This is a genomic window from Streptomyces sp. NBC_00620, assembly GCF_026341825.1.
In the GTDB taxonomy this organism is placed as follows: domain Bacteria; phylum Actinomycetota; class Actinomycetes; order Streptomycetales; family Streptomycetaceae; genus Streptomyces.
Genome location: NZ_JAPENY010000001.1, coordinates 2,506,646 through 2,530,904, shown reverse-complemented (window position 1 = coordinate 2,530,904; position 24,259 = coordinate 2,506,646). Strand labels below are relative to the sequence as shown.

At 70.4% G+C, this 24,259-nt stretch carries 20 protein-coding genes; 7 read left to right on the top strand and 13 right to left on the bottom strand.

Going from position 1 to position 24,259, the window contains the following annotated elements:
• Nucleotides 1-16: 16 nt before the first annotated feature.
• Together OG246_RS11720 and OG246_RS11715 are read right to left on the bottom strand one after the other, a co-directional pair.
• Nucleotides 17-877, bottom strand: coding sequence for an alpha/beta fold hydrolase (locus tag OG246_RS11720; RefSeq protein ID WP_266464123.1), 861 nt, complete (start codon nt 875-877; stop codon nt 17-19).
• A 667-nt stretch (nt 878-1,544) separates the two neighbouring features.
• A complete protein-coding gene (locus OG246_RS11715) occupies nt 1,545-2,237 on the bottom strand; it encodes a metal-dependent transcriptional regulator (RefSeq protein ID WP_266459732.1) in 693 nt (230 codons plus the stop codon).
• Nucleotides 2,238-2,565: 328 nt separating this feature from the next.
• Here OG246_RS11715 and OG246_RS11710 point away from each other — a divergent pair, with 328 nt between their 5' ends.
• Complete coding sequence (locus OG246_RS11710) at nt 2,566-3,321, top strand: SIS domain-containing protein (RefSeq protein ID WP_266459729.1); 756 nt, start codon at nt 2,566-2,568, stop codon at nt 3,319-3,321.
• A 16-nt stretch (nt 3,322-3,337) separates the two neighbouring features.
• Here the strand turns inward: OG246_RS11710 and OG246_RS11705 are convergent, their stop codons facing one another.
• Nucleotides 3,338-4,738: a PAS domain-containing protein gene (locus tag OG246_RS11705; protein WP_266459726.1), complete on the bottom strand. Its 1,401-nt coding sequence runs from the start codon at nt 4,736-4,738 to the stop codon at nt 3,338-3,340.
• Nucleotides 4,739-5,414: 676 nt separating this feature from the next.
• On the opposite strand from OG246_RS11705, the gene iscB reads away from it, so the two are divergent.
• A complete protein-coding gene (gene iscB, locus OG246_RS11700; protein ID WP_266459723.1) occupies nt 5,415-6,800 on the top strand; it encodes an RNA-guided endonuclease IscB in 1,386 nt (461 codons plus the stop codon).
• A gap of 274 nt (nt 6,801-7,074) precedes the next feature.
• On the opposite strand, the gene OG246_RS11695 is transcribed toward iscB, so the two are convergent.
• Nucleotides 7,075-8,175, bottom strand: coding sequence for a citrate synthase 2 (locus OG246_RS11695; protein ID WP_266459720.1), 1,101 nt, complete (start codon nt 8,173-8,175; stop codon nt 7,075-7,077).
• 298 nt (nt 8,176-8,473) lie between these two features.
• Between OG246_RS11695 and pdxH the strand changes: the two genes are divergently transcribed.
• Nucleotides 8,474-9,160, top strand: a complete 687-nt coding sequence (gene pdxH, locus OG246_RS11690; protein WP_266459719.1) for a pyridoxamine 5'-phosphate oxidase — start codon at nt 8,474-8,476, stop codon at nt 9,158-9,160.
• Between the two features lie 23 nt (nt 9,161-9,183).
• Here the strand turns inward: pdxH and OG246_RS11685 are convergent, their stop codons facing one another.
• The 8 genes from OG246_RS11685 to OG246_RS11650 form a co-directional block, all read right to left on the bottom strand.
• Nucleotides 9,184-9,840, bottom strand: a complete 657-nt coding sequence (locus tag OG246_RS11685) for a TetR/AcrR family transcriptional regulator (RefSeq protein ID WP_266459716.1) — start codon at nt 9,838-9,840, stop codon at nt 9,184-9,186.
• Nucleotides 9,828-10,598 (bottom strand): enoyl-CoA hydratase family protein, encoded by a 771-nt coding sequence (locus tag OG246_RS11680; protein ID WP_266459713.1) that lies wholly within the window; start codon nt 10,596-10,598, stop codon nt 9,828-9,830. Before OG246_RS11680 ends, OG246_RS11685 begins: the two co-directional genes overlap by 13 nt.
• On the bottom strand, nt 10,595-12,160 hold the full coding sequence (locus tag OG246_RS11675; protein WP_266459710.1) for a 4-coumarate--CoA ligase family protein: 1,566 nt from the start codon (nt 12,158-12,160) through the stop codon (nt 10,595-10,597). Before OG246_RS11675 ends, OG246_RS11680 begins: the two co-directional genes overlap by 4 nt.
• Before the next feature lie 84 nt (nt 12,161-12,244).
• Entirely contained in the window at nt 12,245-13,405 is a 1,161-nt protein-coding gene (locus OG246_RS11670) for an acyl-CoA dehydrogenase family protein (protein WP_266459708.1), read from the bottom strand.
• An 81-nt stretch (nt 13,406-13,486) separates the two neighbouring features.
• A complete protein-coding gene (locus OG246_RS11665; protein WP_266459706.1) occupies nt 13,487-15,340 on the bottom strand; it encodes a biotin carboxylase N-terminal domain-containing protein in 1,854 nt (617 codons plus the stop codon).
• Nucleotides 15,341-15,453: 113 nt separating this feature from the next.
• The gene (locus OG246_RS11660; protein ID WP_266459703.1) at nt 15,454-17,052 is read right to left on the bottom strand and encodes an acyl-CoA carboxylase subunit beta; all 1,599 of its coding nucleotides are present in this window, start codon (nt 17,050-17,052) and stop codon (nt 15,454-15,456) included.
• Nucleotides 17,049-18,743, bottom strand: coding sequence for an acyclic terpene utilization AtuA family protein (locus tag OG246_RS11655; RefSeq protein WP_266464118.1), 1,695 nt, complete (start codon nt 18,741-18,743; stop codon nt 17,049-17,051). Before OG246_RS11655 ends, OG246_RS11660 begins: the two co-directional genes overlap by 4 nt.
• Nucleotides 18,744-18,745: 2 nt before the next feature.
• A complete protein-coding gene (locus OG246_RS11650) occupies nt 18,746-19,540 on the bottom strand; it encodes a TIGR03084 family metal-binding protein (RefSeq protein ID WP_266459701.1) in 795 nt (264 codons plus the stop codon).
• A 241-nt stretch (nt 19,541-19,781) separates the two neighbouring features.
• Between OG246_RS11650 and OG246_RS11645 the strand changes: the two genes are divergently transcribed.
• From OG246_RS11645 to OG246_RS11635, 3 genes are all read left to right on the top strand, one after another.
• Nucleotides 19,782-20,192, top strand: coding sequence for a helix-turn-helix domain-containing protein (locus OG246_RS11645; RefSeq protein WP_266459698.1), 411 nt, complete (start codon nt 19,782-19,784; stop codon nt 20,190-20,192).
• A 149-nt stretch (nt 20,193-20,341) separates the two neighbouring features.
• The gene (locus tag OG246_RS11640) at nt 20,342-21,262 is read left to right on the top strand and encodes an NADP-dependent oxidoreductase (protein ID WP_266459695.1); all 921 of its coding nucleotides are present in this window, start codon (nt 20,342-20,344) and stop codon (nt 21,260-21,262) included.
• 50 nt (nt 21,263-21,312) lie between these two features.
• The gene (locus tag OG246_RS11635; protein WP_266459692.1) at nt 21,313-21,804 is read left to right on the top strand and encodes an SRPBCC domain-containing protein; all 492 of its coding nucleotides are present in this window, start codon (nt 21,313-21,315) and stop codon (nt 21,802-21,804) included.
• Between the two features lie 27 nt (nt 21,805-21,831).
• Here OG246_RS11635 and OG246_RS11630 read toward each other — a convergent pair whose 3' ends face one another.
• The gene (locus OG246_RS11630) at nt 21,832-22,842 is read right to left on the bottom strand and encodes a helix-turn-helix transcriptional regulator (protein ID WP_266459689.1); all 1,011 of its coding nucleotides are present in this window, start codon (nt 22,840-22,842) and stop codon (nt 21,832-21,834) included.
• A 192-nt stretch (nt 22,843-23,034) separates the two neighbouring features.
• Here OG246_RS11630 and OG246_RS11625 point away from each other — a divergent pair, with 192 nt between their 5' ends.
• Nucleotides 23,035-24,258, top strand: a complete 1,224-nt coding sequence (locus OG246_RS11625; protein ID WP_266459687.1) for an MFS transporter — start codon at nt 23,035-23,037, stop codon at nt 24,256-24,258.
• The last annotated feature ends 1 nt before the right edge of the window (nt 24,259 follow it).

Below are 24,259 nucleotides of genomic sequence, written 5' to 3'. Positions count from 1 at the left end.
TCAGGACCTGAGGACGTCAGGGCGTCAGGACCCCGTCCAGGAACGGTTCGATCGCCACGCGCCACGCGTCCGGCTGGTCGTAGTGCACGAGGTGGCCGGCGTCGGCCACCTCCGCGTACTGGCCGTTCGGCAGGACGCGGACCATCTCCTGGGACTCGGCCCGGCCGAGCTCGCCGTCGAGACCCCGTACGACCAGGGCGGGGCACCGGACCTGCGCGAGTTCCTCCCAGTGGGCGTCGTACACCCAGGTCTGGCGGGACTTGAGCATCTGCGCGGGCTCGAAGACCGGGCGCCAGCCGTCGGCGGACTCGTGCATCACCTCGGCGTAGAACTCGCCGCGGGACGGATTCGGCCGCTCCACCCAGGGGTCGTCCTCGCCGAACCACTTGCGTACGTCGGCGAGCGTCGCGAAGGGAACGGGCCAGGCCTTGAACCAGTCCTCCCACTCACGCTGCGAGGCGGCGCCCAGCGCCGACGCCCGCATGTCGCAGATGATCAGACCGGAGACGAGATCGGGGCGTTTGGCGGCGAGCTGCCAGGCGGTCAGGGCGCCCATGGCATGGCCGATGAGGACTGCCGGGCCCAGGCCCAGCTGCTCGAGAGCGGCCTCGGCGTCCTCGACGTATGCCTCGCGGGTGTAGGCGGCCTCGGGCGGCTTGTCGCTCTGGCCGTGGCCGCGCTGGTCGAGTGCGACGGCGCGGTGCCGTTCGGAGAGCCAGCGGGCGGTGGAGGCCCAGTGGGAGGCGCGGCCCATGAGGCCGTGCAGTAAGAGCACGCCGGGCGCCCGCGAGACCTCCTCGGTCTTGGGAGGGTCCCCGAACTCCCAGGCGGCGAGGCGTACGCCACCCGCTCCCGTCACGTCGATGCGCCGCACCACAGGTAATGGCACCCCCCTAGCTCGCTCGGACCGCCTCGCTCCCGCTCGAGCCGGCCGGTCCACTCGTACCGCTTCCTACCTCGTCGTACCCCTGCTCCTGCTGCCCGCTTGCACTGGATTGCCGCTGACCGATGCTGAATTCTGCCGACCGCTGCCGGATTCTGCCGACTGCTGCTGGGATTTTGCTGACTGCTGTCCTGCGAGTACCCGTGGTACCCCGACTACGCCGCCACGTTATCGAATGGGGATTCGAGAATGCCTTTCTCGGCGGCAACACCCCTCGTTCGAGTGACCATGCTCAAGGATTGACCGCCTCCGCCGAGGGGAGATCTTCAGCGGGGGGCGGGCCGCTCGGGGAAACCGGTCCGAAGGGAATGACCCTGGGAGCTCGGGGCTCCGGGTCAGTACAGGGGAGGACAGGCCCCGGCGCCAATCGGCGCCGGGGCCCTCTCCACAACTGCGGCACATCCTTCCGCCCCCTCCCCGACCGCGCGCCATCGCTCTCGGACACGGTCAAGAGCTCTCAGGTCATATGCCTCACGCGACAGCCTCGCACGCAAATGGTCCCAGCGCTGCGATTCTGCACACTGAATCTTGGTTTCGGTGAGGTCACGCAGGCGTCACAACTGCCTCTGTGGTCGCGGCAGTTGACGTGCCCTCCGGCGCCTCAGCGCTTGGCGACGAACACGTGGGAAGCGACGTCCGCCTCCAGCTCCGCGGCCTCGCCACCACTGCCCACCAGGACCCCGCCCGCGGACTCCGTCACACTCACCACGGAGCCGGGCTGCACGCCCGCCCGCCGCAGCGTGTACATCAGCTGCGCGTCCGTCTGGATCGGCTCGCCGATACGCCGTACGACCACGGTCTTGCCGTCGACGCCCGGGTCCAGCTCGGCCAGCGACACCATGCCCTCGTCCAGGAACGGGTCGGCGCTGTCCTTCTCGCCCAGCTCCTCCAGGCCCGGGATGGGGTTGCCGTACGGCGACTCCGTCGGGTGGCGCAGCAGCTCGAGCACCCGGCGCTCCACGGCCTCGCTCATCACGTGTTCCCAGCGACACGCCTCGGCGTGCACCTGCTCCCACTCCAGACCGATCACGTCGACGAGGAGGCACTCCGCGAGCCGGTGCTTGCGCATGACACGCGTGGCCAGCCGCCGCCCCTCGTCGGTGAACTCCAGGTGCCGGTCGCTGGCGACCGCCACCAGGCCGTCGCGCTCCATGCGCGCCACCGTCTGGCTGACCGTCGGGCCGCTCTGGTCCAGCCGCTCCGCGATCCGGGCGCGCATGGGGACGACGCCTTCCTCCTCCAGTTCGAGGATGGTGCGGAGATACATCTCCGTGGTGTCGATCAGTCCGGACATGTGTGCCCCTCGATTAGCTCTGCCGGAGGCTCCGTGGCTCACCGGCTTGTGCGCTGGCCCTGGACTCAATTCTGACGCATACCACTGACAAGCGTGCCTCGCCGTTGAAACCACGTGGTTACGAGTGCCTCCGAACACCCTCCACGGCGGTCCCGACCCGGGCGAAAGCCCCGTATACGAGCCCCGCGTCACGTTGCACCACGTACTGCCCGCGGTATCACCCGCCGTATTGACAGCACGCTGGTCCAGACCGCAACGTGATCCGCGACGCGTCGACGGTGACGAGACTTCGACGGGACTTCGCCGAGAATTCGAAGGGGCTTCGCCGATGAGCGACAGCAAGCTGGCCGGACAGTTCTTCGACGCGGCGATCGGCCTGCTGCAACAGGTGCGGGACGAGGACGCCGGAGAGATCCAGGCGGCCGGAGCCCTGATCGCCGACACCGTCGCCACCGGTGGACGACTCTTCGCGTTCGGCGCCGGGCACTCCTCCCTCGCCGCCCAGGACATCGTCTACCGCGCGGGCGGCCTCGCCCTGATGAACCTGCTCGTCGTACCCGGCGTCGTGGGTGTCGACGTCATGCCGGCGACCCTGGGCTCGGCCCTGGAACGGGTCGACGGCCTGGCGAGCGTCGTCCTGGACTCCAGCCCGGCACGCTCCGGCGACCTGCTCGTGATCATCTCCCTCTCCGGCCGCAACGCACTCCCCGTCGAGATGGCCATGAGCGCCCGCGCCCTCGGCCTCAAGGTCATCGGCGTCACCTCGGTCGCGTACACGACGGAGACGGAGTCCCGGCACGTCTCGGGGACCTACCTCAAGGACCACTGCGACATCGTCCTCGACTCGAGGATCCCGGTCGGCGACGCCGAACTCACCCAGGACACCGTCCAGGCCCCCTTCGGCCCCGCCTCCACCGTCGTCACCACGGCCCTCCTCCAGGCCGTCATGGCCACGGCCGCGGGCGCCCTGGCCGACCGCGGCATCGAGCCCCCGCTCCTGCGCTCGGGCAACGTGGACGGCGGCCACGAGTGGAACAACCGCGTGATGACGGAGTACGGGGACCGGATCTTCTACCAGTACTGAGCCGGCGGGGGCACCCTCAGGGGCGCCCCGGCAGGCCCGCCAGTCCCTGCAGATCCTCCAGATCCAGCGCCATGGCGATCCGTACGGCCACATCCTCCGCGTACGTCGCATCCGTACGCTCGAACTGGCTGCGCCCCGCCCCCCGCAGGAACGTCACCACGCCCAGCGTCCGCCCCCGGCTGCGCAGTACCGCGCACAGCGCGTGCACCGAGTCCGGCGGCCACTGCCGTGCAACAGCCCACTCACGCGCGCGCGCCGGGTCGGTCTCCCTCGCGCTCGCCCGCACGGCCCCGCCCCGCTCCACGCACTGCAGCGCCGGATGCCCGTCCACGTACCGCACCGGCAGCCCGGCCTTCCCGGTCGGCATGCTCGGCCCCGGCGCCCCGGAGGGCGTGGCCGCGGCCCGTACGAGCCGCACCGGAGTGTCACCGTCGACCACCGAACCCCCCGCCACCCGGTCGATCAGCGCGTGATCGGCGAACCCGGCGAGCGAGAAGTCCAGATGTACGGTGGCCGCCTCGCCCGGGTCCTCGCACTCGGCCGCGGCCCGCGCCGCCCGGTGCAGCTGGTTGGCCCGGAACCGCAGCAGCGCCGCCTCCTGCTCGGTCTGCTTGGCCCCCGTCACATCCTGGAAGAGCCACCCCACACCCAGCGGTACGGGCTCCTCCGTGAGCGGCGAGGAGAGCCGCAGGAACCCGCTGCGCCAGCACCTGCGCGTCTCACCCTCCGGCGTCCGCACGCTCACCCACATCTCGGCGGGAGCGGGCGGCGCACCCTCGGCCAGCACATGTGTCAGCGCGCTCTCCAGTTCCTCGACGCCCTGGGAGAGCAACTCCCCCAGCGGCCGGCCGAGCACCGCCGTACGCCCGATCCCCAGCGCCCGCGCCGCATGGGCGTTGACCACGGCCGGCCGCAGATCGGCGTCCACCAGCACGACACCCCAGCTGGCGTCCTCGAACAGCGCCTCGCTCAGGGCGATGGACCGCTCCAGATCGATCTGCGCGTGCACCTCGCTGAAGGCGCAGTACACCCCGGCGGGCTTCCCGTCGGGGCCGCGCACCGCGGCCGACTGGGTCCGTACGAGGACTCGCCCGCCGTCCTTGGTGAGGAGGGCGAACTCGTTCACCTGCCGCCCGGGAGCCTCCATGGCGGACAGCAGCCGACCCTCGACCTCCTCGGCGTCGGCGGTCCGCACGGCCCACCCGGCGAACCCCTGCCGCCCCACGGCCTCGGCGGCCGTCCACCCGAGAATCCGCTCGGCCTCACGGTTCCAGTGCGTCACGACCCCATCGGCGTCAAAGGCGCACAAGGCCGCGTCCATCCCGTCGAGGAGCGCGGCAAGAAGATCCGAACCATCCCGGTCGGGCTCGTCCGGCCCCAGCTCATCGGTAGTCCCACTACGCCGGGAAGCACTCACCTGAACCCCCTGCAGGCTGCGTCCGCACGTACGGCGTGACAGTTCGCTCACTCACCATCATTCAACTCGAACGTGACCCAGCCCACACCTGGTTCCCCAAAGATTGGACGAAATCGTTGTACGCCGGATTTCCGTCCCACGCGCCCCATGAGCTGCGGGTGCTCGAGTGGTCTGGATAGCAGCAAGATCGGTTGCGCGTTCGGGGAATTGGCGTTGTTCGCACGGATGGGCGCTTTCGGGGGCATTCGGCTCCCTGCGGGCGCTTGATCGCTAGCGTCGTTGATGCACGCGCGAAAGGAGGTCACTCGCTCCTCGGTCGCAGGCCGAAGCCTGTCTACATGGTGGACAGGCCGAGTGACCAGCCCAAGTCATCACGATCCGCAAGATCAGCGAGGTGCCCTCGATGACTACGTTTCCTGCAGGCGAGCAGACTCACCCTGGCGTGCTTCCTCAGCGCCAGGCTCTGGAATCCGTGGGAGCAGACACCCCTGGGAGCAGGGACGAAACGGCTCACGGACACCCCGCCATCGCACGGGGCACCGACAGGGAACATGGGCGAGGGGAGACCGACGGGCACGGCACCAGAACCCGTCGGCGTCACGCTGAAACCGCCCCTTCGGGAGCGGAAACGGCAGCGAACGGGAACGGTGACGTTCCCCCACACGAGCGCGGCTATGTGGGCGGCATCGGCGCGAGCAGAGTCTTCGTCCTGTCCAAGGAAGGACAGCCCCTGATGCCCTGTCACCCCGCCCGCGCACGCGAACTCCTCCGCAAGGGGCGGGCCGTGGTCGCACGACAGGTCCCCTTCACCATCCGGCTGAGAGACCGCACGCTCGCCGAATCGGAAGTCGACGGCGTGCAGTTACGCATCGACCCCGGCTCCAAGGGAACGGGTCTCGCCCTCACCGACGAGAAGAAAGAGACCGACGAGTGCGGTGTCACTGCCACCGTCAGGCGCGGACTGGTCTCCATCGAACTCCAGCACCGGGGCGACCAGATCCACATGTGCATGCAGCAGCGCGCCGGATACCGAAACAGGAGACGGTCGGCCAACTGCCGCTACCGACAGCCCCGTTCAGACAACCGCACTCGCCCAGCAGGCTGGCTTCCGCCCTCGCTGCGCCATCGCGTCGACACCACTGTCTCCCTGGCCACCCGCTTGTGCAGATACGCACCCGTCACCGAGATCCACATAGAACGCGTCGCCTTCGACACCCACTCCATGATCACAGGCAGACCCCTCACCGGAGCCGAGTACCAACAGGGCACGCTCGCCGGAACCGAAGCCCGCGCCTACCTCCACGCCAAGTGGAACCGAGCCTGCGCCTACTGCGACGCCACCGGCGTACCGCTGAACATTGACCACCTCCGGCCCCGGAGCCGTGGCGGCTCCAACCGCGTCTCGAACCTTGTCCTCGCTTGCGTCCCCTGCAACCAGGCCAAAGGCAGCACGCCCGTCGACGTCTTCCTGGCCGACCGGCCCGATCGCCTCGCGAAGATCCTGCAGCAGGTCAGGACGCCACTCCATGACGCCGCAGTCATGAACGCGACCCGATGGCGGCTCACAGCGGCACTGGAAACCCTAGGTAGACCAGTCCACACATGGTCGGGCAGCCGCACCAAGTGGAACCGCACGGCTATGGGGCTCAACAAGACTCACACCGTGGACGCCCTGTCGGTCGGACGCCTGAATCACGAGGACGGCGACGCCATCGTCCGGCTGCCGGAACTGGTCCTCGTCGCCAAAGCCACCGGGCGCGGCTCATACGCCCGCACCACTCCAGACCGGTTCGGGTTCCCTCGCCTCCGGCGGGCCCGGGTGAAGCAGCACTTCGGGTATGTCACTGGAGATCTCGTACGTGCCACCGTGCCCTCCGGCAAATGGACAGGCACATGGACAGGGCGTATCTCCGTACGAGCCAGGGGGCAGCACAGCCTCACAACACCAGCGGGCCGCTTCAACGTCTCCCACTGGAACCTACGGCTCGTGCAGCGGGGCGACGGATACGGTTACTCCACCCGGCCAGAGCTCGCGCCACAACCTTTTCGAAAAACCGGTTGAGCTGCGTTCGATCGGTTCCTAAGGTGGGCCGCACGCTAGGGATAGGAGGTGATCCGGCAGATGTATGAATCCCGGACGAGCGAGGTGGCTGCGGGCTAGTAGCCCGTCACCACACGTAGTGCGGTGCCGGACCAGCACGCGAGATCAGCGTGCAGCCGGCCGAAATTCCACGCAGTCACCCGACCCGCGGGCTCGCCGGTACGTCCGGCCGGCTCCTTCGCCGAGAGGCGGAGGGACCAGAGCTCGCGGGTCGTCTGCGTTCCAAGGGGTGCGGTCAGTGCGTGATGTCCTCGTAGCCCGCGATTTCCTGTGGGCCGCGTGTGCTGGGGCCGACGTAGCGCGCGGAGGGGCGTACGAGCCGTCCCGTGCGCTTCTGCTCAAGAATGTGCGCGGACCAGCCTGCGGTGCGGGCGCAGGTGAACATCGAGGTGAACATGTGTGCCGGGACCTCGGCGAAGTCGAGGACGATGGCGGCCCAGAACTCGACGTTCGTCGCGAGGATGCGGTCCGGGCGGCGGGCGTGGAGTTCGGCGAGGGCGGCCTTCTCCAGGGCTTCGGCGATCTCGAAGCGGGGGGCGCCGAGTTCGCGGGCGGTGCGGCGGAGCACGCGCGCGCGTGGGTCCTCGGCGCGGTAGACGCGGTGGCCGAAGCCCATGAGGCGTTCGCCCTTGTCGAGGGCCTGCTTGACGTACGCGTCGGCGTCGCCGGTGCGTTCGATCTCCTCGATCATGCCGAGGACGCGGGAGGGGGCGCCGCCGTGCAGCGGTCCCGACATGGCGCCCACGGCTCCGGAGAGGGCCGCCGCCACGTCGGCGCCGGTGGAGGCGATGACGCGGGCGGTGAAGGTGGAGGCGTTCATGCCGTGTTCGGCGGCGGACGTCCAGTAGGCGTCGACCGCGGCGACGTGCTTGGGATCGGGCTCGCCGCGCCAGCGGATCATGAAGCGCTCGACGACGGACTGCGCCTTGTCGATCTCGCGCTGCGGGACCATGGCGTTGCCCTGGCCGCGGGCGGACTGGGCGACGTACGACAGGGCCATGACGGCGGCGCGGGCGAGGTCCTCGCGGGCCTGCTGCTCGTCGATGTCGAGGAGGGGCTTGAGGCCCCACACGGGGGCCAGCATCGCCAGCGCGGACTGGACGTCGACGCGGATGTCGCCGGAGTGGACGGGGATCGGGAAGGGCTCGGCGGGCGGCAAACCTGGGTTGAAGGCCCCGTCGACGAGCAGTCCCCAGACGTTTCCGAAGGAGACGTGGCCGACCAGGTCCTCGATGTCGACGCCCCGGTACCGGAGGGCGCCGCCCTCCTTGTCCGGTTCGGCGATCTCCGTCTCGAAAGCGACGACTCCTTCGAGTCCGGGTACGAAGTCGGACATCAGGCGGCTCCTCATGATGCGTGCGACAGATGATTTGTGGGGGGTTCGGTGGTTCTCGTGACCATATGCGCGTGGCGGGGGTGCACGTCCGGTTCCGCGGTCTCCTCATGGACTCGCGGTCCGGTACGTCACCCCGGTGATGCCCCGTCCGGTCGGTCGCGCAACCGTTTCGGCACCAGCACGATATCCCTGAGTGCCACCTTTGGGGAGAGTGTGCGGCACTCAGTGCCACGAAAGTGCCCTTCAGTGATGAAGCACACCCCCACGGCGCCGGGCGCCCGTACGGCAGGATGACGATGTGAATGATCGTGATCCCGCCCTCGACCCCGCCCTCGACCCCGCCGCGATGCGCGAGCACTACCGGGCCGAGGGACTCGCCGAGACCGAGCTGGCCGCCCACCCCATGGAACAGTTCGCGCGCTGGTTCGGTCAGGCCGCGCAGGCCGCGGCACAGGGCGTGGTGTACGAGCCCAACGCCATGGTCGTCGCCACGGCGGACTCCGAGGGCCGGCCCAGCTCGCGCACGGTGCTGCTGAAGCAGTACGACGAGCAGGGCTTCGTCTTCTACACCAACTACGGCTCCCGCAAGGCCCGCGACCTGGCCGCCAACCCGTACGTCTCGCTGCTCTTCCCCTGGCACCCCATGGCCCGCCAGGTCATCGTCACGGGCACGGCACGGCGCACCGGGCGCGACGAGACCGCCGCGTACTTCCGCACCCGGCCGCACGGCTCCCAGCTCGGCGCCTGGGCCAGCGCCCAGTCCACGGTGATCCGCTCCCGCGCCGAACTGGACGCCTCGTACGCCGAGTTGAGCGCCCGCTACCCGGAGGGCGAGCAGGTTCCGGTCCCCCCTGACTGGGGCGGTTTCCGTGTCGCCCCGCAGACGGTGGAGTTCTGGCAGGGCCGCGAGAACCGGCTGCACGACCGGCTGCGGTACGTGGCGGGGGCGGACGGCAGCTGGACGGTGGAGCGGCTCAGTCCCTGAAGCCGCTCAGCCCCTGGTCCCGCTCAGTCCCTGAACCCGGTCCCCAGCGCCTCGTCCAGCAGTACGGCCCACTGGGTCACCACCCGCTCCCGCCGTCCCCCGTCGTCCGTGAGCAGGTTGGCGAGACCGAGGCCCCGGGCCATGTCGAGGAGCCCTTGGACGGTCTCCCGTACCCCCGGGCGGGACTCGTCGGCGGCCAGCAGTTCCACCGCTATGCGGTGGGTCTCGCGGCCGACTCGGGCTTCCAGTTCCGTGACCCTGGGCCGGAGTTGCTCCTCGTTGGAGGCGGCGACCCAGAGGTGGAGGGCGGCGCGGAAGAGGGGTCCTGTGTAGAGGTCGACCAGGGCGGACACCACCTCGCGGCGGTCGGCGGCGCCCTGGGGGAAGAGGGCGCGCAGGGCTGTGGAGCGTTCCTCGGCGACGTATTCGACGGCGGCCGTGAAGAGGTCCTCGCGGGTCGGGAAGTGGTGCTGGGCGGCGCCCCGGGAGACGCCGGCGCGTTCGGCGACGACGGAGACCGTGGAGCCCGCCCAGCCGTGTTCGGCGAGGCAGGCCACGGCGGCCGCCAGGAGCCGCTGCCGGGTGGCCCGGCTGCGGTCCTGTTTGGGGACGTGCGCCGGACGCGCGGCGGCTTCCCCCGCCCGCTCAGGCGCGCTGTCCGTCGTGGTCACACCACCCATACGGGATCCCGTCTTTCGAGGAAGGCCGTCATCCCCTCGCGGGCCTGCGCGGAGGAGAACAGCCGGGCCGAGAGCGCGGTCAGCTCGGCCGCGTCCCGGTCGAAGGCCTCCAGCACCTTAGCCGTGAGCAGCGACTTCGTCTCGGCGAGGCCTTGCGGGGACGACCTGCGCAGGCCGTCGAGGACGGGCTCAAGGGTTACGTCGACGTCGTCGCCCGCCGCCGTCAGGAGCCCGGTGCGTACCGCCTCGGTGGCGTCGAAGCGTTCGCCGGTGAGGTAGTAGCGGGCGAGTGCGCGGGGGTCGGTACGGGGCAGCAGGGGCAGCGAGATGACGGCGGGGGCGACTCCGATGCGTACCTCCGTGAAGGCGAAGGTGGATTCCAGGGAAGCGGCCGCGATGTCGCAGGCGCCGAGCAGGCCGAGGCCGCCCGCCCGGACGTGTCCGGTCACCCGGGCCACCACCGGCTTGGGCAGTTCGACGATCTGCCGGAGCAGCCCGACGAGGGCGTCCGGGTGATGGGGGTCCCCCCGCTCGAGCGAAGCCGAGAGTGGGGGAGGGTCGCGGAGATCGGCGCCCGCGCTGAAGGTGTTCCCGGTGTGGGTGAGGACGACCGCGCGTACGTCACTGTCCTTGCCGCAGCGGGTGAGGGCGTCCGTCAGGTCGCCCACGAGCGCCGCCGACAGGGCGTTGCGGTTGCCGGGCGAGTCGAGGGTGAGGGTGGTGACGGCGCGGTCGTGCGCCGTGTGCACAAGAGTCACGCGAGCTCCCGGAGCCGGCGGCGCAGGATCTTCCCGGAGACCGCCCGCGGCACATCGTCGATGAAGGTGACGTGGCGGACCCGCTTGTACGGGGCGACGCGTTCGGCGACGTACATCATGACTTCTCCTTCGGAGAGGTCGGTCGCGGACGGCTGGCGCACCACGTACGCGTGCGGGACCTCGTTCTTGTCCTCGTTGTAGACGCCTATGACGGCGGCGTCGGCGATGCCGGGGTGGGTGAGCAGCAGGGCCTCGAGTTCGGCGGGGGCGACCTGGAAGCCCTTGTACTTGATGAGTTCCTTGACGCGGTCGACGACGAAGAGCCAGCCGTCGGCGTCCACGTATCCGACGTCTCCGGTGTGCAGCCAGCCGTCCGGGTCGATCATCGCGGCGGTGGCGTCGGGCTGTCCCAGGTAGCCCTTCATGACCTGGGGACCGCGGATGGCGATCTCGCCCGCTTCACCGACTTCCAGGTCCTTGGAGGGGTCGTCCAGGGACACGATGCGCATCTCCGTGCCTGCGATGAGCTTGCCGACGGTCCCGGGGGGCGGGTTCTCGGTGCCGAGGGGCACGACGTGTGTGCCGGGCGACAGTTCCGTCATGCCGTACGCCTGGCCGATGGGCGGCAGGCCGAGCCGCCGTGAACAGGCGGCCGCCAGAGCGGCGTCCAGGGGGGCCGCCGAGCAGATGATGTATTCCAGGGAGGACAGGTCGTACTGCGCGACGGCCGGGTGCTTCGCGAGGGCGAGGACGATCGGCGGGGCCACGTACAGGGCGTTGATGCGGTGTTTCTCGATGGCCGCGAGGAAGGTCTCGAGGTCGAAGCGGGGCAGTACGACGACGGTGGCGCCCTGCCTGAGGGGCGCGTTCATGAGGGCGGTCAGCCCGTATATGTGGAAGAAGGGCAGCACGGCGAGGATGCGGTCGCCGGGGCCCGTCGGCATGAGCGGCGAGAGCTGCGCGAGGTTGGTGGCGATGGACCGGTGGGTCAGCATCACGCCCTTGGGGACGCCGGTGGTGCCGGAGGAGTACGGGAGGGCCGCGACGTCCTGCGCGGGGTCGATGTCGACCTGCGGTTCGGGCGCGGTGGTGCCGAGCAGGTCCATCAGCGACCGGTGCCCCGGCGCCTTGTCGCAGACGAAGATCTCCCGTACGCCGCCCGCGAGTTCGGCGGCCTGGCGTGCCGCGTCCAGGAGGGGCGAGACGGTCACGATCCAGGTGGCGGCGCTGTCGCGGAGCTGCTTGGCGAACTCCTCGGCTGTGGCGAGCGGGTGCACGGTGGTGACCGATGCACCCGCGCGCGTGGCCGCGTAGAACGCCGTCGGGAAGGCGATGGTGTTCGGGCTGTGCAGGGCCAGTACGTCGCCCTTGCCGACACCCGCCTCGGCGAACGCGGCGGCCAGCCGGCGGTGGAACAGGTCGAGTTGGCCGTAGGTGAGGGTGGTTCCGTCGACGCCGTCGATGAGCGCGGGCGTGTCGCCCCACTCGGCGGCGCGGCCGAGGACCGCGTCGTGGATGGGTACCTCGACGGCCGGAACATCTGCGTACTCGCTGCGGAACATCGGTTCCTCCTGGCACGGCTGGGGCGGCTGGGCACTGTCTGACGCGCCACCTGGCGCACTGTCTGGCGCACTGCCTAGCACGGCTCAGTACGACTTGGGCAGGCCCAGGGTCTGGTGGGAGATGTAGTTGAGAATCATTTCCCTGCTGACCGGTGCGATACGGGCCACGCGCGACGCCGTGATCAGCGAGGCGAGGCCGAACTCGCGCGTCAGGCCGTTGCCGCCGAGGGTCTGCACGGCCTGGTCGACGGCCTTCACACAGGCCTCGCCTGCCGCGTACTTGGCCATGTTGGCGGCCTCGCCCGCCCCGGCGTCATCCCCCGCGTCGTACAGGTGGGCCGCCTTCTGCATCATCAGGCGGGCGAGTTCGAGCTCGATGTGGGCCTGCGCGAGGGGGTGCGCGATGGCCTGGTGGGCGCCGATGGGGTCCTTCCAGACGGTGCGCTCCTTGGCGTAACCGATCGCTACGGAGAGGGCGTACCGGCCCATGCCGATCGCGAACGCGGCCGTCATGACGCGCTCCGGGTTGAGCCCGGCGAAGAGCTGGAGGAGACCCGCGTCCTCGTCGCCGACGAGCGCGTCGGCGGGCAGCCGCACGTCGTCGAGGGTCAGCTCGAACTGCTTCTCCGCGCCGTGGAGTTCCATGTCGATCCGCCGCCGCCCGAAGCCTTCGGCGTCGCGCGGGACGATGAACAGGCAGGGCTTGAGGCGGCCGGTCCTCGCGTCCTCCGTACGTCCGACGATGAGCGTCGCGTCGGCGATGTCGACTCCGGAGATGAACACCTTGCGGCCGCTCAGCACCCACTCCTCGCCGTCGCGGCGGGCCGTGGTGGTGATGCGGTGCGAGTTGGAGCCCGCGTCGGGTTCGGTGATGCCGAAGGCCATGATGCGGGTGCCGTCCGCCAGGGCGGGGAGCCACTCCTGTTTCTGCGAGTCCGTGCCGAAGCGAGCGATCACTGTGCCGCAGATCGCGGGCGACACGAGCATCATCAGCAGGGGGCAGCCTGCGGTCCCCAACTCCTCCAGGACGATGGAGAGTTCCGAGATGCCGCCGCCTCCTCCGCCGTATGCCTCCGGCAGGTTGACGCCGAGGTAGCCGAGCTTGGCCGCCTCGGACCAGAGTTCGTTCGGGTGGGCGCCGTCGGCGATGACCTTGTTGATGTAGTCGCGGCCGTAGCGGGTGCCCAGGGCGGCTACGGCTGATCGGAGTGCCTTGTGCTCGTCGGATTCGGTGACGGGGGTCATGGGGTCTCCTGAAGGGTGCGGATTCGTTGTGGCTGGTCGCGCCCACGCGGCGAAGCCGCATATGTGAGCAGCCCCGCGCCCCTAAAGGGGCTCGTTCGGCTGAACGACCGCCAGAAGGGTTCCGACCTCCACCTGTTGGCCGGGGGCCGCGTGGAGGGCGCTCAGGATGCCCTCCGTCGGCGCTGAGATCTTGTGCTCCATCTTCATCGCCTCCAGCCAGACGAGGGGCTGTCCGGCCGTCACGGCGGCTCCGGTGGTCAGTCCCTCGGCGACCCGGACGACGGTTCCCGGCATGGGGGCCAGGAGGGAGCCGGGGGCCTGCTGGGTGGTGGGGTCGGGGAAGCGGGGCAGGGCGGTGAGGGCGGTGGGGCCCACGTGGAGCTGGTCGCCGTAGCGGCTGATCTCGAACTTGCGGCGTACACCGTCGATTTCGAGTACGACGAGACGTGCGTCGGCGTGCACGACGCGTACGCCTTCGGCGGTGAGGCCTTCGCGGGTGTGCCAGTAGTGGACCTCGTGCTCGGTGCCGCCCATGAGGTAGCGCTTGGTCTGCGGCTGAGAGGGGAGGTTGCGCCAGCCGCCGCCGAAGCGGGAGCGGCCGTGCGCGTCCGAGAGGGCCGCGGCGAGCGGTGCGTACGGGTCCGGGGTCGCCCTGGTGAGCTCCTCGAGGTGCCGCTCGTAGAAGCCGGTGTCCATGCGGGCGCCGGTGAACTCCGGGTGCCGCAGGGACCGTACGAGAAGGTCCCTGTTGGTGACCGGGCCGTGGATCTCGGCCCTCTCCAGGGCGCCCGACAGTTTGCGGAGGGCTTCCGCGCGCGTCGGGGCGTGGGCGACGGCCTTGGCGAGCATCGGGTCGTAGTGGATGCCGATGGGGTCGCCGTCGGTGTAGCCGGTGTCCAGGCGCACGCCCTCCGGGACGGCGAGGCGGTGCAGGGTGCCGGTCTGCGGGGCCCACGCGCGGGCCGGGTCCTCGGCGTACAGGCGGGCCTCGATCGCGTGGCCACGCGCGCGTGGAGGGTCATTTTCCAGTACGGCGCCCTCGGCGACCTGGAGCTGGAGCGCCACGAGGTCGATGCCGAAGACCGCTTCCGTGACGGGGTGTTCGACCTGGAGGCGGGTGTTCATCTCCAGGAAGTGCGCCTTGCCGTCCGCGATCAGGAACTCCACGGTGCCCGCGCCCACGTAGTCGACGGCGCGTGCGGCGCGCACGGCCAGCTCGTGGAGCTCCGCCACCAGCGCGGGTACAAGGCCGGGTGCCGGCGCCTCCTCGATCACCTTCTGGTGCCGCCGCTGCAGCGAGCAGTCGCGCGTGCCGAGCGCCCACACCGTGCCGTGCGCGTCGGCGAGGATCTGCACCTCGACATGCCGGCCGCCCTCCACGTAGGGCTCGACGAACACCTCCCCGTCGCCGAAGGCACTGAGGGCCTCGGCGCGGGCGGCCGTCAACTCGGCGTCGAGTTCCGCGAGTTCCCGTACGACGCGCATGCCCCGCCCGCCGCCGCCCGCGGCCGCCTTCACCAGCACGGGGAGATCGTCTGCGGTCACCGTCGACAGGGGCTCGAGCCCCATCAGCTTCTTGGCGCGCGTCTTGGAGGCCATCGCCTCGATCGCCTCGGGCGGCGGACCGACCCAGACGAGGCCCGCGTCGATCACGGCCCGCGCGAAGTCGGCGTTCTCGGAGAGGAAGCCGTACCCGGGGTGCACGGCGTCCGCGCCGGCGCTCAGGGCCGCCTTCACGATCAGGTCGCCGCGCAGATACGTCTCCGAAGGAGCCGCGCCAGGCAGCCGTACCGCCGCGTCGGCCACGCGCGCGTGGAGGGCGTTCTCGTCGGCGTCCGAGTGCACGGCGACGGTTCGGATTCCCAACTCGCCGCAGGTGCGGAAAACCCGGCAGACGATCTCGCCCCGGTTCGCCACCAGAAGAGTTCTGATCATGAGGAACGCACTCTTTCCACTAGATCACCGCAACCATCAATTGAGGAACCACGACGGCGAGCAACCGGGTCCGCGAGAGCAGCGGCGGTTTAGCCGCAAAGGGGAGCCGGCTCTCACATCCGGAAGATGCCGAAGCCACCGCGCGCACCCTCGTAGGGCGCCGTGTGGATCGCGGACAGGCACAGGCCGAGCGCGGTGCGGGTGTCGCGGGGGTCGATGACCCCGTCGTCGTACAGCCGCCCGGACAGGAACATCGGCAGGGACTCGGACTCGATCTGCTGCTCCACCATGGCGCGCAGCGCGGCGTCGGCGTCATCGTCGTAGGGCTGCCCCTTGGCGGCGGCCGACTGGCGGGCGACGATCGATAGGACGCCGGCGAGCTGCTGGGGGCCCATGACGGCGGACTTGGCGCTGGGCCAGGCGAAGAGGAAGCGCGGGTCGTACGCGCGCCCGCACATGCCGTAATGGCCCGCTCCGTAGGAGGCGCCCATCAGCACGGAGAGATGCGGGACGCGGCTGTTGCTCACCGCGTTGATCATCATCGCGCCGTGCTTGATGATGCCGCCCTGCTCGTACTCCTTGCCGACCATGTAGCCGGTGGTGTTGTGCAGGAAGAGGAGCGGGATGTCGCGCTGGTTGGCCAGCTGGATGAACTGGGCCGCCTTCTGCGACTCGGCGCTGAAGAGCACTCCTTGGGCGTTGGCCAGCACGCCGACGGGGTAGCCGTGGAGCGTCGCCCAGCCGGTGGTGAGGCTCGTTCCGTAGAGGGGCTTGAACTCGTCGAAGTCGGAACCGTCGACGATGCGGGCGACGACCTCACGGGGGTCGAAGGGGTGCCTGAGGTCCCCCGGGACGATCCCCAGGAGCTCGTCCTCGTCGTACTTCGGTGGGGCGGCCGGGCCCGGATCGCCGTACGCCTTGCGGTGGTTGAGGCGGGCCACCACCCGCCGGGTCTGCCGGATCGCGTCCTGCTCGTCGACCGCGAAGTAGTCCGCGAGCCCCGACACGCGCGCGTGCATCTCGGCGCCGCCCAGGGACTCGTCGTCGCTCTCCTCCCCGGTGGCCATCTTCACCAGCGGCGGCCCGCCGAGGAACACCTTGGCCCGCTCCTTGACCATGATCACGTGGTCGGACATGCCGGGGATGTACGCGCCCCCTGCCGTCGAGTTCCCGAAGACGACGGCCACGGTCGGGATTCCGGCCGCCGACAGCCGTGTGAGGTCGCGGAAGATCGCGCCCCCGGGGATGAAGATCTCCTTCTGGGACGGCAGATCGGCCCCGCCCGACTCGACGAGACTGATGCAGGGCAGCCGGTTGGCGAGGGCGATGTCATTGGCGCGCAGGGCCTTCTTCAGGCTCCAGGGGTTGCTTGCTCCTCCCCGCACGGTCGGGTCGTTCGCCGTGATCAGGCACTCCACGCCCTCCACGACACCGATCCCGGTGACCAGCGAGGCACCGACCGCGTAGTCGCTCCCCCAGGCCGCGAGCGGCGACAGCTCCAGGAACGGTGTGTCGGGGTCCAGGAGCAGTTCGATGCGTTCCCGGGCGAGCAGCTTGCCGCGTTTGCGGTGCCGGGCGACGTACTTCTCGCCGCCGCCCGCGAGCGCCTTGGCGTGCTCGGCGTCCAGCTCGGTGAGCTTGGCGAGCATGGCTTCGCGGTTGGCGGTGTAGTCGGAGCTCCTGGTGTCCAGGGACGACGAGATGACGGTCACAGGAGCGTCTCCGGGATGTCGAGGTGGCGGGAGCGGAGCCATTCGCCGAGGGCCTTGGCCTGGGGGTCGAAGCGGGCCTGCGAGGCGACGCCTTCGCCGAGGATTCCTTCGACTACGAAGTTGAGGGCGCGGAGGTTGGGCAGTAGGTGACGGACAACTTTCAGATGACAACTTTCAGATATCAGACTCTGAAATCTGTCAGTTGTCAGCTCATGGGTGATCCATCGCCATGCTTCGTCCGTCCGCACCCACACCCCGACGTTCGCGTTCCCGCCCTTGTCCCCGCTGCGGGCGCCCGCGACCAGCCCCAGGGGCGCTCGCCGGGTGGGCGTGCCGGTCGGCAGAGGCTCGGGCAGCGGCGGCGCTTCCAGGGTCTCCAGTACGAGGCTGTCGCCGGCCGGAGCCAGCGGGATACGGCGTCCGCCCTCGAGGACAGCCACATGGTCCACGGCGCCATGTGGGACGTACACATCCTCGAAGACCCCATAAGGCGCGCCCGTTCCAGGTGGCGCCATCACATGGAATCCCGGGTAGCTGGCGAGGGCGAGCTCAATCGCGGCGCCGCTGAACGCCCGCCCCACCGCGTGCTTGTCAGGGTCCCGGACGACGAGCCGGAGCAGCGCGCTCGCGGTCTCCTCGGTGGGGGCGTCGGGGTGGTCGGTGCGGGCGAGGTCCCAGCGGACGTCCGCCGGGCGGGACTTGGCGGCGCCGAACGCTGTCTCCATCTGGTCCTGGACCAGCGCGGCCTTCGCCTCGATGTCGAGCCCCGTCAGCACGAACACGACCTCGTTGCGGAAGCCGCCGAGCCGGTTGAGGCCGACCTTGAGGGTCGGGGGCGGGGCCTCGCCGCGTACGCCGTCGATCCGTACCCGGTCGGGACCCTCCTGGGTCAGCCTGACGGTGTCGAGCCGGGCGGTGACGTCGGGTCCCGCGTACCGGGCACCCGAGGTCTCGTACAGGAGCTGCGCGGTGACCGTGCCGATGTCGACGAGGCCGCCGGTGCCGTCGTGCTTGGTGATGACGCTCGTGCCGTCCTCGTGGAGTTCGGCGAGCGGGAAGCCGGGGTGGCGGAGAACAGCAAGGTCGTGTTCGGCGAAGAAGGCGTAGTTGCCGCCGGTGGCCTGGGTGCCGCACTCAAGGACGTGCCCGGCGACCACGGCGCCCGCGAGCCGGTCGTACGCGTCCGGGGCCCAGCCGAAGTGGGCCACGGCGGGGCCGGTGACCAGCGCCGCGTCCGTCACCCGCCCGGTGACGACGATGTCCGCGCCCTCGCGCAGACACGCGGCGATCCCGGCGCCGCCGAGGTAGGCGTGCGCGGCGAGGCTCTTCGGGTACCTGGAGGCGAGTTCGTCGCCCTCGACGTGGGCGACCCGCGCCGGGATGCCGAGCCTGTCGGCCAACTCCCGTACGGCGTCGGCGAGTCCGGCCGGGTTGAGGCCGCCGGCGTTCGCGACGATGCGTACGCCGCGCTCGTGCGCGAGGCCGAGGCACTCCTCCAGCTGGCCGAGGAAGGTCTTGGCGTATCCGCGCCCGGGGTCCTTCAGCCGGTCCCGGCCCAGGATGAGCATGGTCAGCTCGGCGAGGTAGTCGCCGGTGAGGACGTCCAGCGGGCCGCCGGTGAGCATCTCGCGCATGGCGTCGAAGCGGTCGCCGTAGAAGCCGGAGGCGTTGCCGATGCGGAGCGGCGAGATGGTCACCGCGTGGCCCCCTTCGGCGCGCGCCCGGCCCCCGATGGCCCCGCGAACGCCTGCGCGATGTCCAGCCACTTGTCGGCGTCGGGGCCTTCCGCCCGTACGGCGAGGTCGGCGCGGTTCGCCCGCTGGGTGACCAGCAGGCAGAAGTCGAGCGCGGGGCCGGTGACACGCTGGGCGGCGCCCTCTGGACCGTACGTCCACAACTCGCCCGAGGGGCCGACGAGTTCCACGCGGAACTCCTCACTCGGCGCGCTGAGCCCTCGTACCCCGAAGGCGAAGTTCCGCGTCCGCACACCGATGCGCACCACATGCTGGAGCCGGTCCGTAGGTGTGCGCATCACACCCAACGCGTCGGCCACGTCCTGTCCGTGAGCCCAGGTCTCCATGAGACGGGCGGTGGTCATGGAGGCGGCGGACATGGGTGGGCCGTACCAAGGGATGCGCACGCCGGGAGGCGCGGAGCGCAGCGCGCGCTCCAGTTCCGAGCGCCCCGCACGCCAGGTGGCGAGCAACCGCGCGGGCGCCGTGCGCGCCCCCTCCTCCGCACCCTCGTCCACGAAGGAGCCCGGCGCCGCGAACGCCTTCTCGGTCTCCCGCCCGAACGCCTCCGCGTCCGTGAGGGCCAGCAGCGCCGCCCGGTCGGTCCAGGCGAGATGCGCGATCTGGTGGGCGATGCTCCACCCCGCGGCGGACGTCGGAAGGGCCCAGGCACCCTCCGCCAACTCCCCCACCAGCAGGTCGAGTTCCTCGCTCTCCCGGTGCAGATCGTCGATCAGGGACGACGGGTCGAACACGATGGCGCTCCCCTCGGGGCACGACGGTGTGTGTCCCGGAGCATGGCAGCGCCCACAGAAACAAGCAAGCGTGCTTGCATTGTCGATTTGCACCACACGCTGCGTACGGGTGGCCACTCTCAGCCACAGCCCTCGAAGTCAACGATCTTTGCGAATTCGAACGTCACGAACTCCAGGGGAGTTACGATCGATTCGTAAGTAGGCACTGTTCAGTGCGTAGCGTCCCTGATGGGAGATGCGGATGACCACCACAGCGAAGTCGGCGCGCCAGATCGAGCCCGGCACGTACGAGGCGTACATGCATGACTGTCCCGCGGTGGCGTTGCTCTCGACGATCAGCAACCGGTGGGTCAGCCTGACGATGTGCACTCTCGGGTCCTACGGCGACGCGATGCGATACAGCCACATCAGCCGGGAGATCCCCGGCGTCAGCCAGAAGATGCTCACCCAGACCCTGCGCATGCTGGAGCGCGACGGCATGGTGAAACGGACGGCCACCCCGACCGTGCCGGTGCGCGTCGACTACGAGCTGACCCCGCTCGGGCAAGGCCTGTACGGCCTGCTTTCCCAGGTGCGCGACTGGGCCGCCGACAAGACCGACGAGGTCGACGAGGCGCGAGCACGCTACGACACCCGGAAGACCGACCAGTAGCGGCAACGGACGCCCCGTTCGGCGTGGCGACCGTCCACCCCGGCAGGGGTGTAACGAACTTTAAAGTGCCTACTTACGAATCGATCGTAACTCCCCTAGCGTTCGTAGCGTACACAGCGTTCGGATTTGCAAAGGGAAGAGTGAAGATCATGCGTGCAGCAGTCGTCAAGAAGATCGGTGGACCCGAGGCTGTCGAGGTCCTGGAGGTCCCCCTGCCGGAACCGGGTCCCTTCGAGGTCCGCGTCAAGGTCGAGGCCGCCGGGCTCAATCCCGCCGACGCCGCTGTGTGGGGCGGGTTCTTCGGGCCGTTGGAGGTCGAGTACATCGGTCTGGGTCTGGACGCCGCCGGAACGATCGACGCGGTCGGCCCGGGTGTCCTCCTCGAGGTCGGAACGCCGGTGATCGTGTTCCACGCCCCCGTGCTGCGCCCCACGAAGGCCCAGGCCGAATACCTCGTGACCGACCTCAACTCCCTCGCCCCCGCCCCGGAAGGCATGGACCTGACGCTCGCGGCGACGATCCCGCTCAACGCGATGACCGCCTCCCTGGCCCTGGACCACCTCCCGCTGCGCCCCCGCGACACCCTGCTCGTCACGGGCGCCGCCGGTGCCGTGGGCGGCTACGCCGTCGAGCTGGCCCGGACGCGGGGCGTGCGGATCGTCGCGCAGGGGCGGCCCGAGGACGAGGAGTTCCTCCGCGATCGTGGCGCCACCTGGTTCGTGTCGCGCGACGAGGAACTGAGCGGGGCGGTACGCCGGTTGGTGCCGGGGGGCGTGGACGGCGTGCTCGACGCGGCGGCCCTGGGCGCCCCCGCGCTGGCCGCTGTCCGTGACGGCGGCATCTTCGTGAGCGTGCGGGTCGACGTGCTGCCGACGCCGGAGCGGGGCGTGGTCGTACGCAACACCTTCGCCGGTCCCGACGCGACCCGTCTCTCGTACCTCTCCGCGCTCGCCGAGGTCGGCGTGCTGACGCCGCGCGTGGCGCAGATCTACCCCCTGTCGGAGGCGGCCGAAGCCCATGCCCAGCTCGCCCGCGGCGGACAGCGGGGCCGGATCGTGCTGGTGCCGTGAACGCCGGAACGGACACCGGAGACAACCGAGGACACCGGAAGGAGCCGACCGTGAAGGAAACCCCTGACGCCCCTGATACCCCTGTCGTCCCTGTCGTCCCTGTCGTCCCTGTCGTCACCGCAGTGACCAGGATCTCCGCTTCGGTGGAGGACGTGTGGCGCGTGCTCCTGGCGTTCGACCAATACGCGCAGTGGCACCCGGTTCTGTCCCTCGACGCGAGGCCCGAACAGGTTGTGGTCGGGGCGGAAATCCCGGGCCGCGTCTCGCGCGGCGACACCGCTGAGCAGGCCGTCACGATGAGGATCGTGGAGGTGGAGGCCCCCTGCCGGCTGGTCTGGGAGGGCGGATCGCTCGACGCGATCCTCGGCAGGCACTCGTTCGTGCTCGCCCCACAGCCGGACGGCACCACCGAGTTCACAGAATCCGAGGAGTTCTTCGGCACCGCCGCTGCCGAACTCATCCCGACACTCGGCGAACTCACGAAGGAGTACTCCCGATACGGCGCCGCTCTGGGCGCACGCGTGGAGGGTCCCTCCGGCTGACGTCGGTCGTGTCGAGACGCCGCCGGCTCAAGACGGGTGGATCCCCGCTTCCGACTCCCGGCCACCGGTGTCCGCGCCCGACGCCTCCACCAGCACATCCCCGGCCGCCGTCCGCACGTACAGCACCGACTGCCCGGCCCGCCGCCGCTCCACCAGCCCCGCGTGCAGCAGTACCCGCAGATGCCTGCCCACCGACCCCAGTCCCTGCCCGGTCACGGCGACCAGTTGGGTCGTACTCATGGGAGTTGTGAGCAGCGCCAGCAATCCGGCCCGCGCGGTTCCGATGAGTGCCCCGAGCCCGGCGGGGACGGGCCGCCGGTCGTGGTCCTCGGCGAGTACCCCGAGGCACGGGTAGACGACGGCGTACCGCTCCCGCCCCTCCCACGACACCCAACTGGTCCTCGGCGTGACCGGCATGAACAGCAGCTCGGCCCCGGCGGCGATCTCCCGGGGCGGATACGCGTTCACGTTGACCTGGAACCGGCTCTCGCCGAGCCACCGCGTGCCCGGCTTCAGCGAGTCGAGCACGGCCGCCCAGCCGCCCTGGCTCACCCGCGCGGTCCGCGCGACCATGTCGGCCTCCAGGACGCGCCTCCGACGCTGCCAGTACGGCCGTACGGTCTCCTCCCAGACGTACGTCAGGAGCGCGGTCGCCCGCTCGGGCAGGTCGTCCCGCTCCAGGGCGGCGGGGAGCGGGCCCTTGAGGGACACGCGGAGGTTGGCGCGCGCCTCTCCGGGCCCGGCCGCCCGTACCCGGGCCACGGTCTCCTCGAAGCTCTCCCCGACGCACGAGGTGGGGCAGAAGAAGTCGGCGATCCAGGACGTGCCGATCGCCGCCCGCACGAGCGATTCGGCCACCGGGTCGGCCGTGAGACGCGCGCGGTAGCCGGGCAAGTGGGCGCGCAGCCAGGCTTCTTCGCCCGGATGGGCACCGGTCCCCGCGTGCAGCAGTTTCAGGCTCGCGAAGGTCTCGGCGAACGGCGAGAGCACGAACCGGCTACGGGCGAGGGTGTCGGTGTTGATCTGCCACAGGCCCATGCGCACGACCCTAAGGCCATGCGGATGACCTTGCTCAAGCTCATGCGTACGACGGCCGGTCGTCGGGTGCGGGCCGGTGGGGGCTTGTCGCGCAGTTCCCCGCGCCCCTCAAAGACGAGGCTGCGCGTACGACCTTTCGCGGGTCGGCGAAACAGTCAACACGGTCCCCCTGCCGCCCCGAGACTTCGGCGCATGCGCAGCTACCGAACCCTGTTCCGCACCCCGGAGTTCACCCCGTTCCTGCTGTCCTTCGCGGCTTTCGCCGCCGCCCAGACGATCGGCGGCCTGGCCCTCGGCACGCTGGTCTTCCGGGCCACCGGCTCCCCGTTCCTGTCGGCGGTGAGCATGTTCGGCCCGCAGCTGGCGCAGTTGCTGGGGGGCGCGTTCCTGCTCTCGGGCGCCGACCGCCTGCCCCCGCGCGCGGTCCTGTCCGCCCTCGCCCTCGCCTTCGCGGCCGGCACGGCGGTCCTCGCACTGCCCGGCCTGCCCATCTGGGCGGTCTTCGCCGTCGTACTCCTACAGGGCCTGGTCGCGTCGCTGGGCGGCGGAGTGCGCGGTGGACTGCTGAACGAGGTCCTGTCCAAGGACGGCTATGTCCTGGGGCGTTCGGTGTACAACATGCTCTGGGGCCTGACGCAGATGGCCGGTTTCGCAACGGGCGGCGCACTGCTGGCGCTCCTGTCCCCACGCACCTGCCTGCTCCTCGCAGCGGCGCTGTACGTACTGTCGGCCCTCGCCACCCGCCTGGGCCTCACCGCCCGCCCACCGCGCTCCACAGGCCGCCCGTCCATCTCGGCGACCTGGCGGACCAACGCCCTCCTGTGGTCCTCACGCTCCCGCCGCCTGACGTACCTGGGCCTGTGGGTCCCCAACGGCCTGATCGTCGGCAGCGATTCGCTCTACGTCTCCTACGACCCCGGAGGCGCCGGCACCCTGTACGCGTGCGGGGCGCTGGGCATGTTCGTGGGCGACATGGCGGTGGGCCGCCTGGTACCGCCCGCGCTGCGCCCCCGTCTCGCGACCCCGCTGCGCCTGCTCCTCGCGGCCCCCTACCTGTTCTTCTTCCTCCGCCCGGGAGTGGCGCTGTCGGCCGTGGCCGTCACCGTCGCCTCCGTCGGCTTCGCCGCGAGCCTGGTCCTGCAGGAACGCCTGATGTCACTCACCCCCGACGACCTCACGGGCCAGGCCCTCGGCCTGCACGCCACCGGTATGGCCGCCCTGCAGGGCGTCGGCGCCGTCATCGCGGGCACGCTGGCCCAACTGACGTCCCCGGCCACGGCGATGACGCTGATGGCAACCGCATCGGTCACCGTGACCCTGACCCTCGCGGCACTGAGCAGGCACGACGAACGACAGCCGACCGTCCCCGGCACGCGCCCGGGCGGCGCCCTGCCGGAACCCGCAGCCACGGACTAGG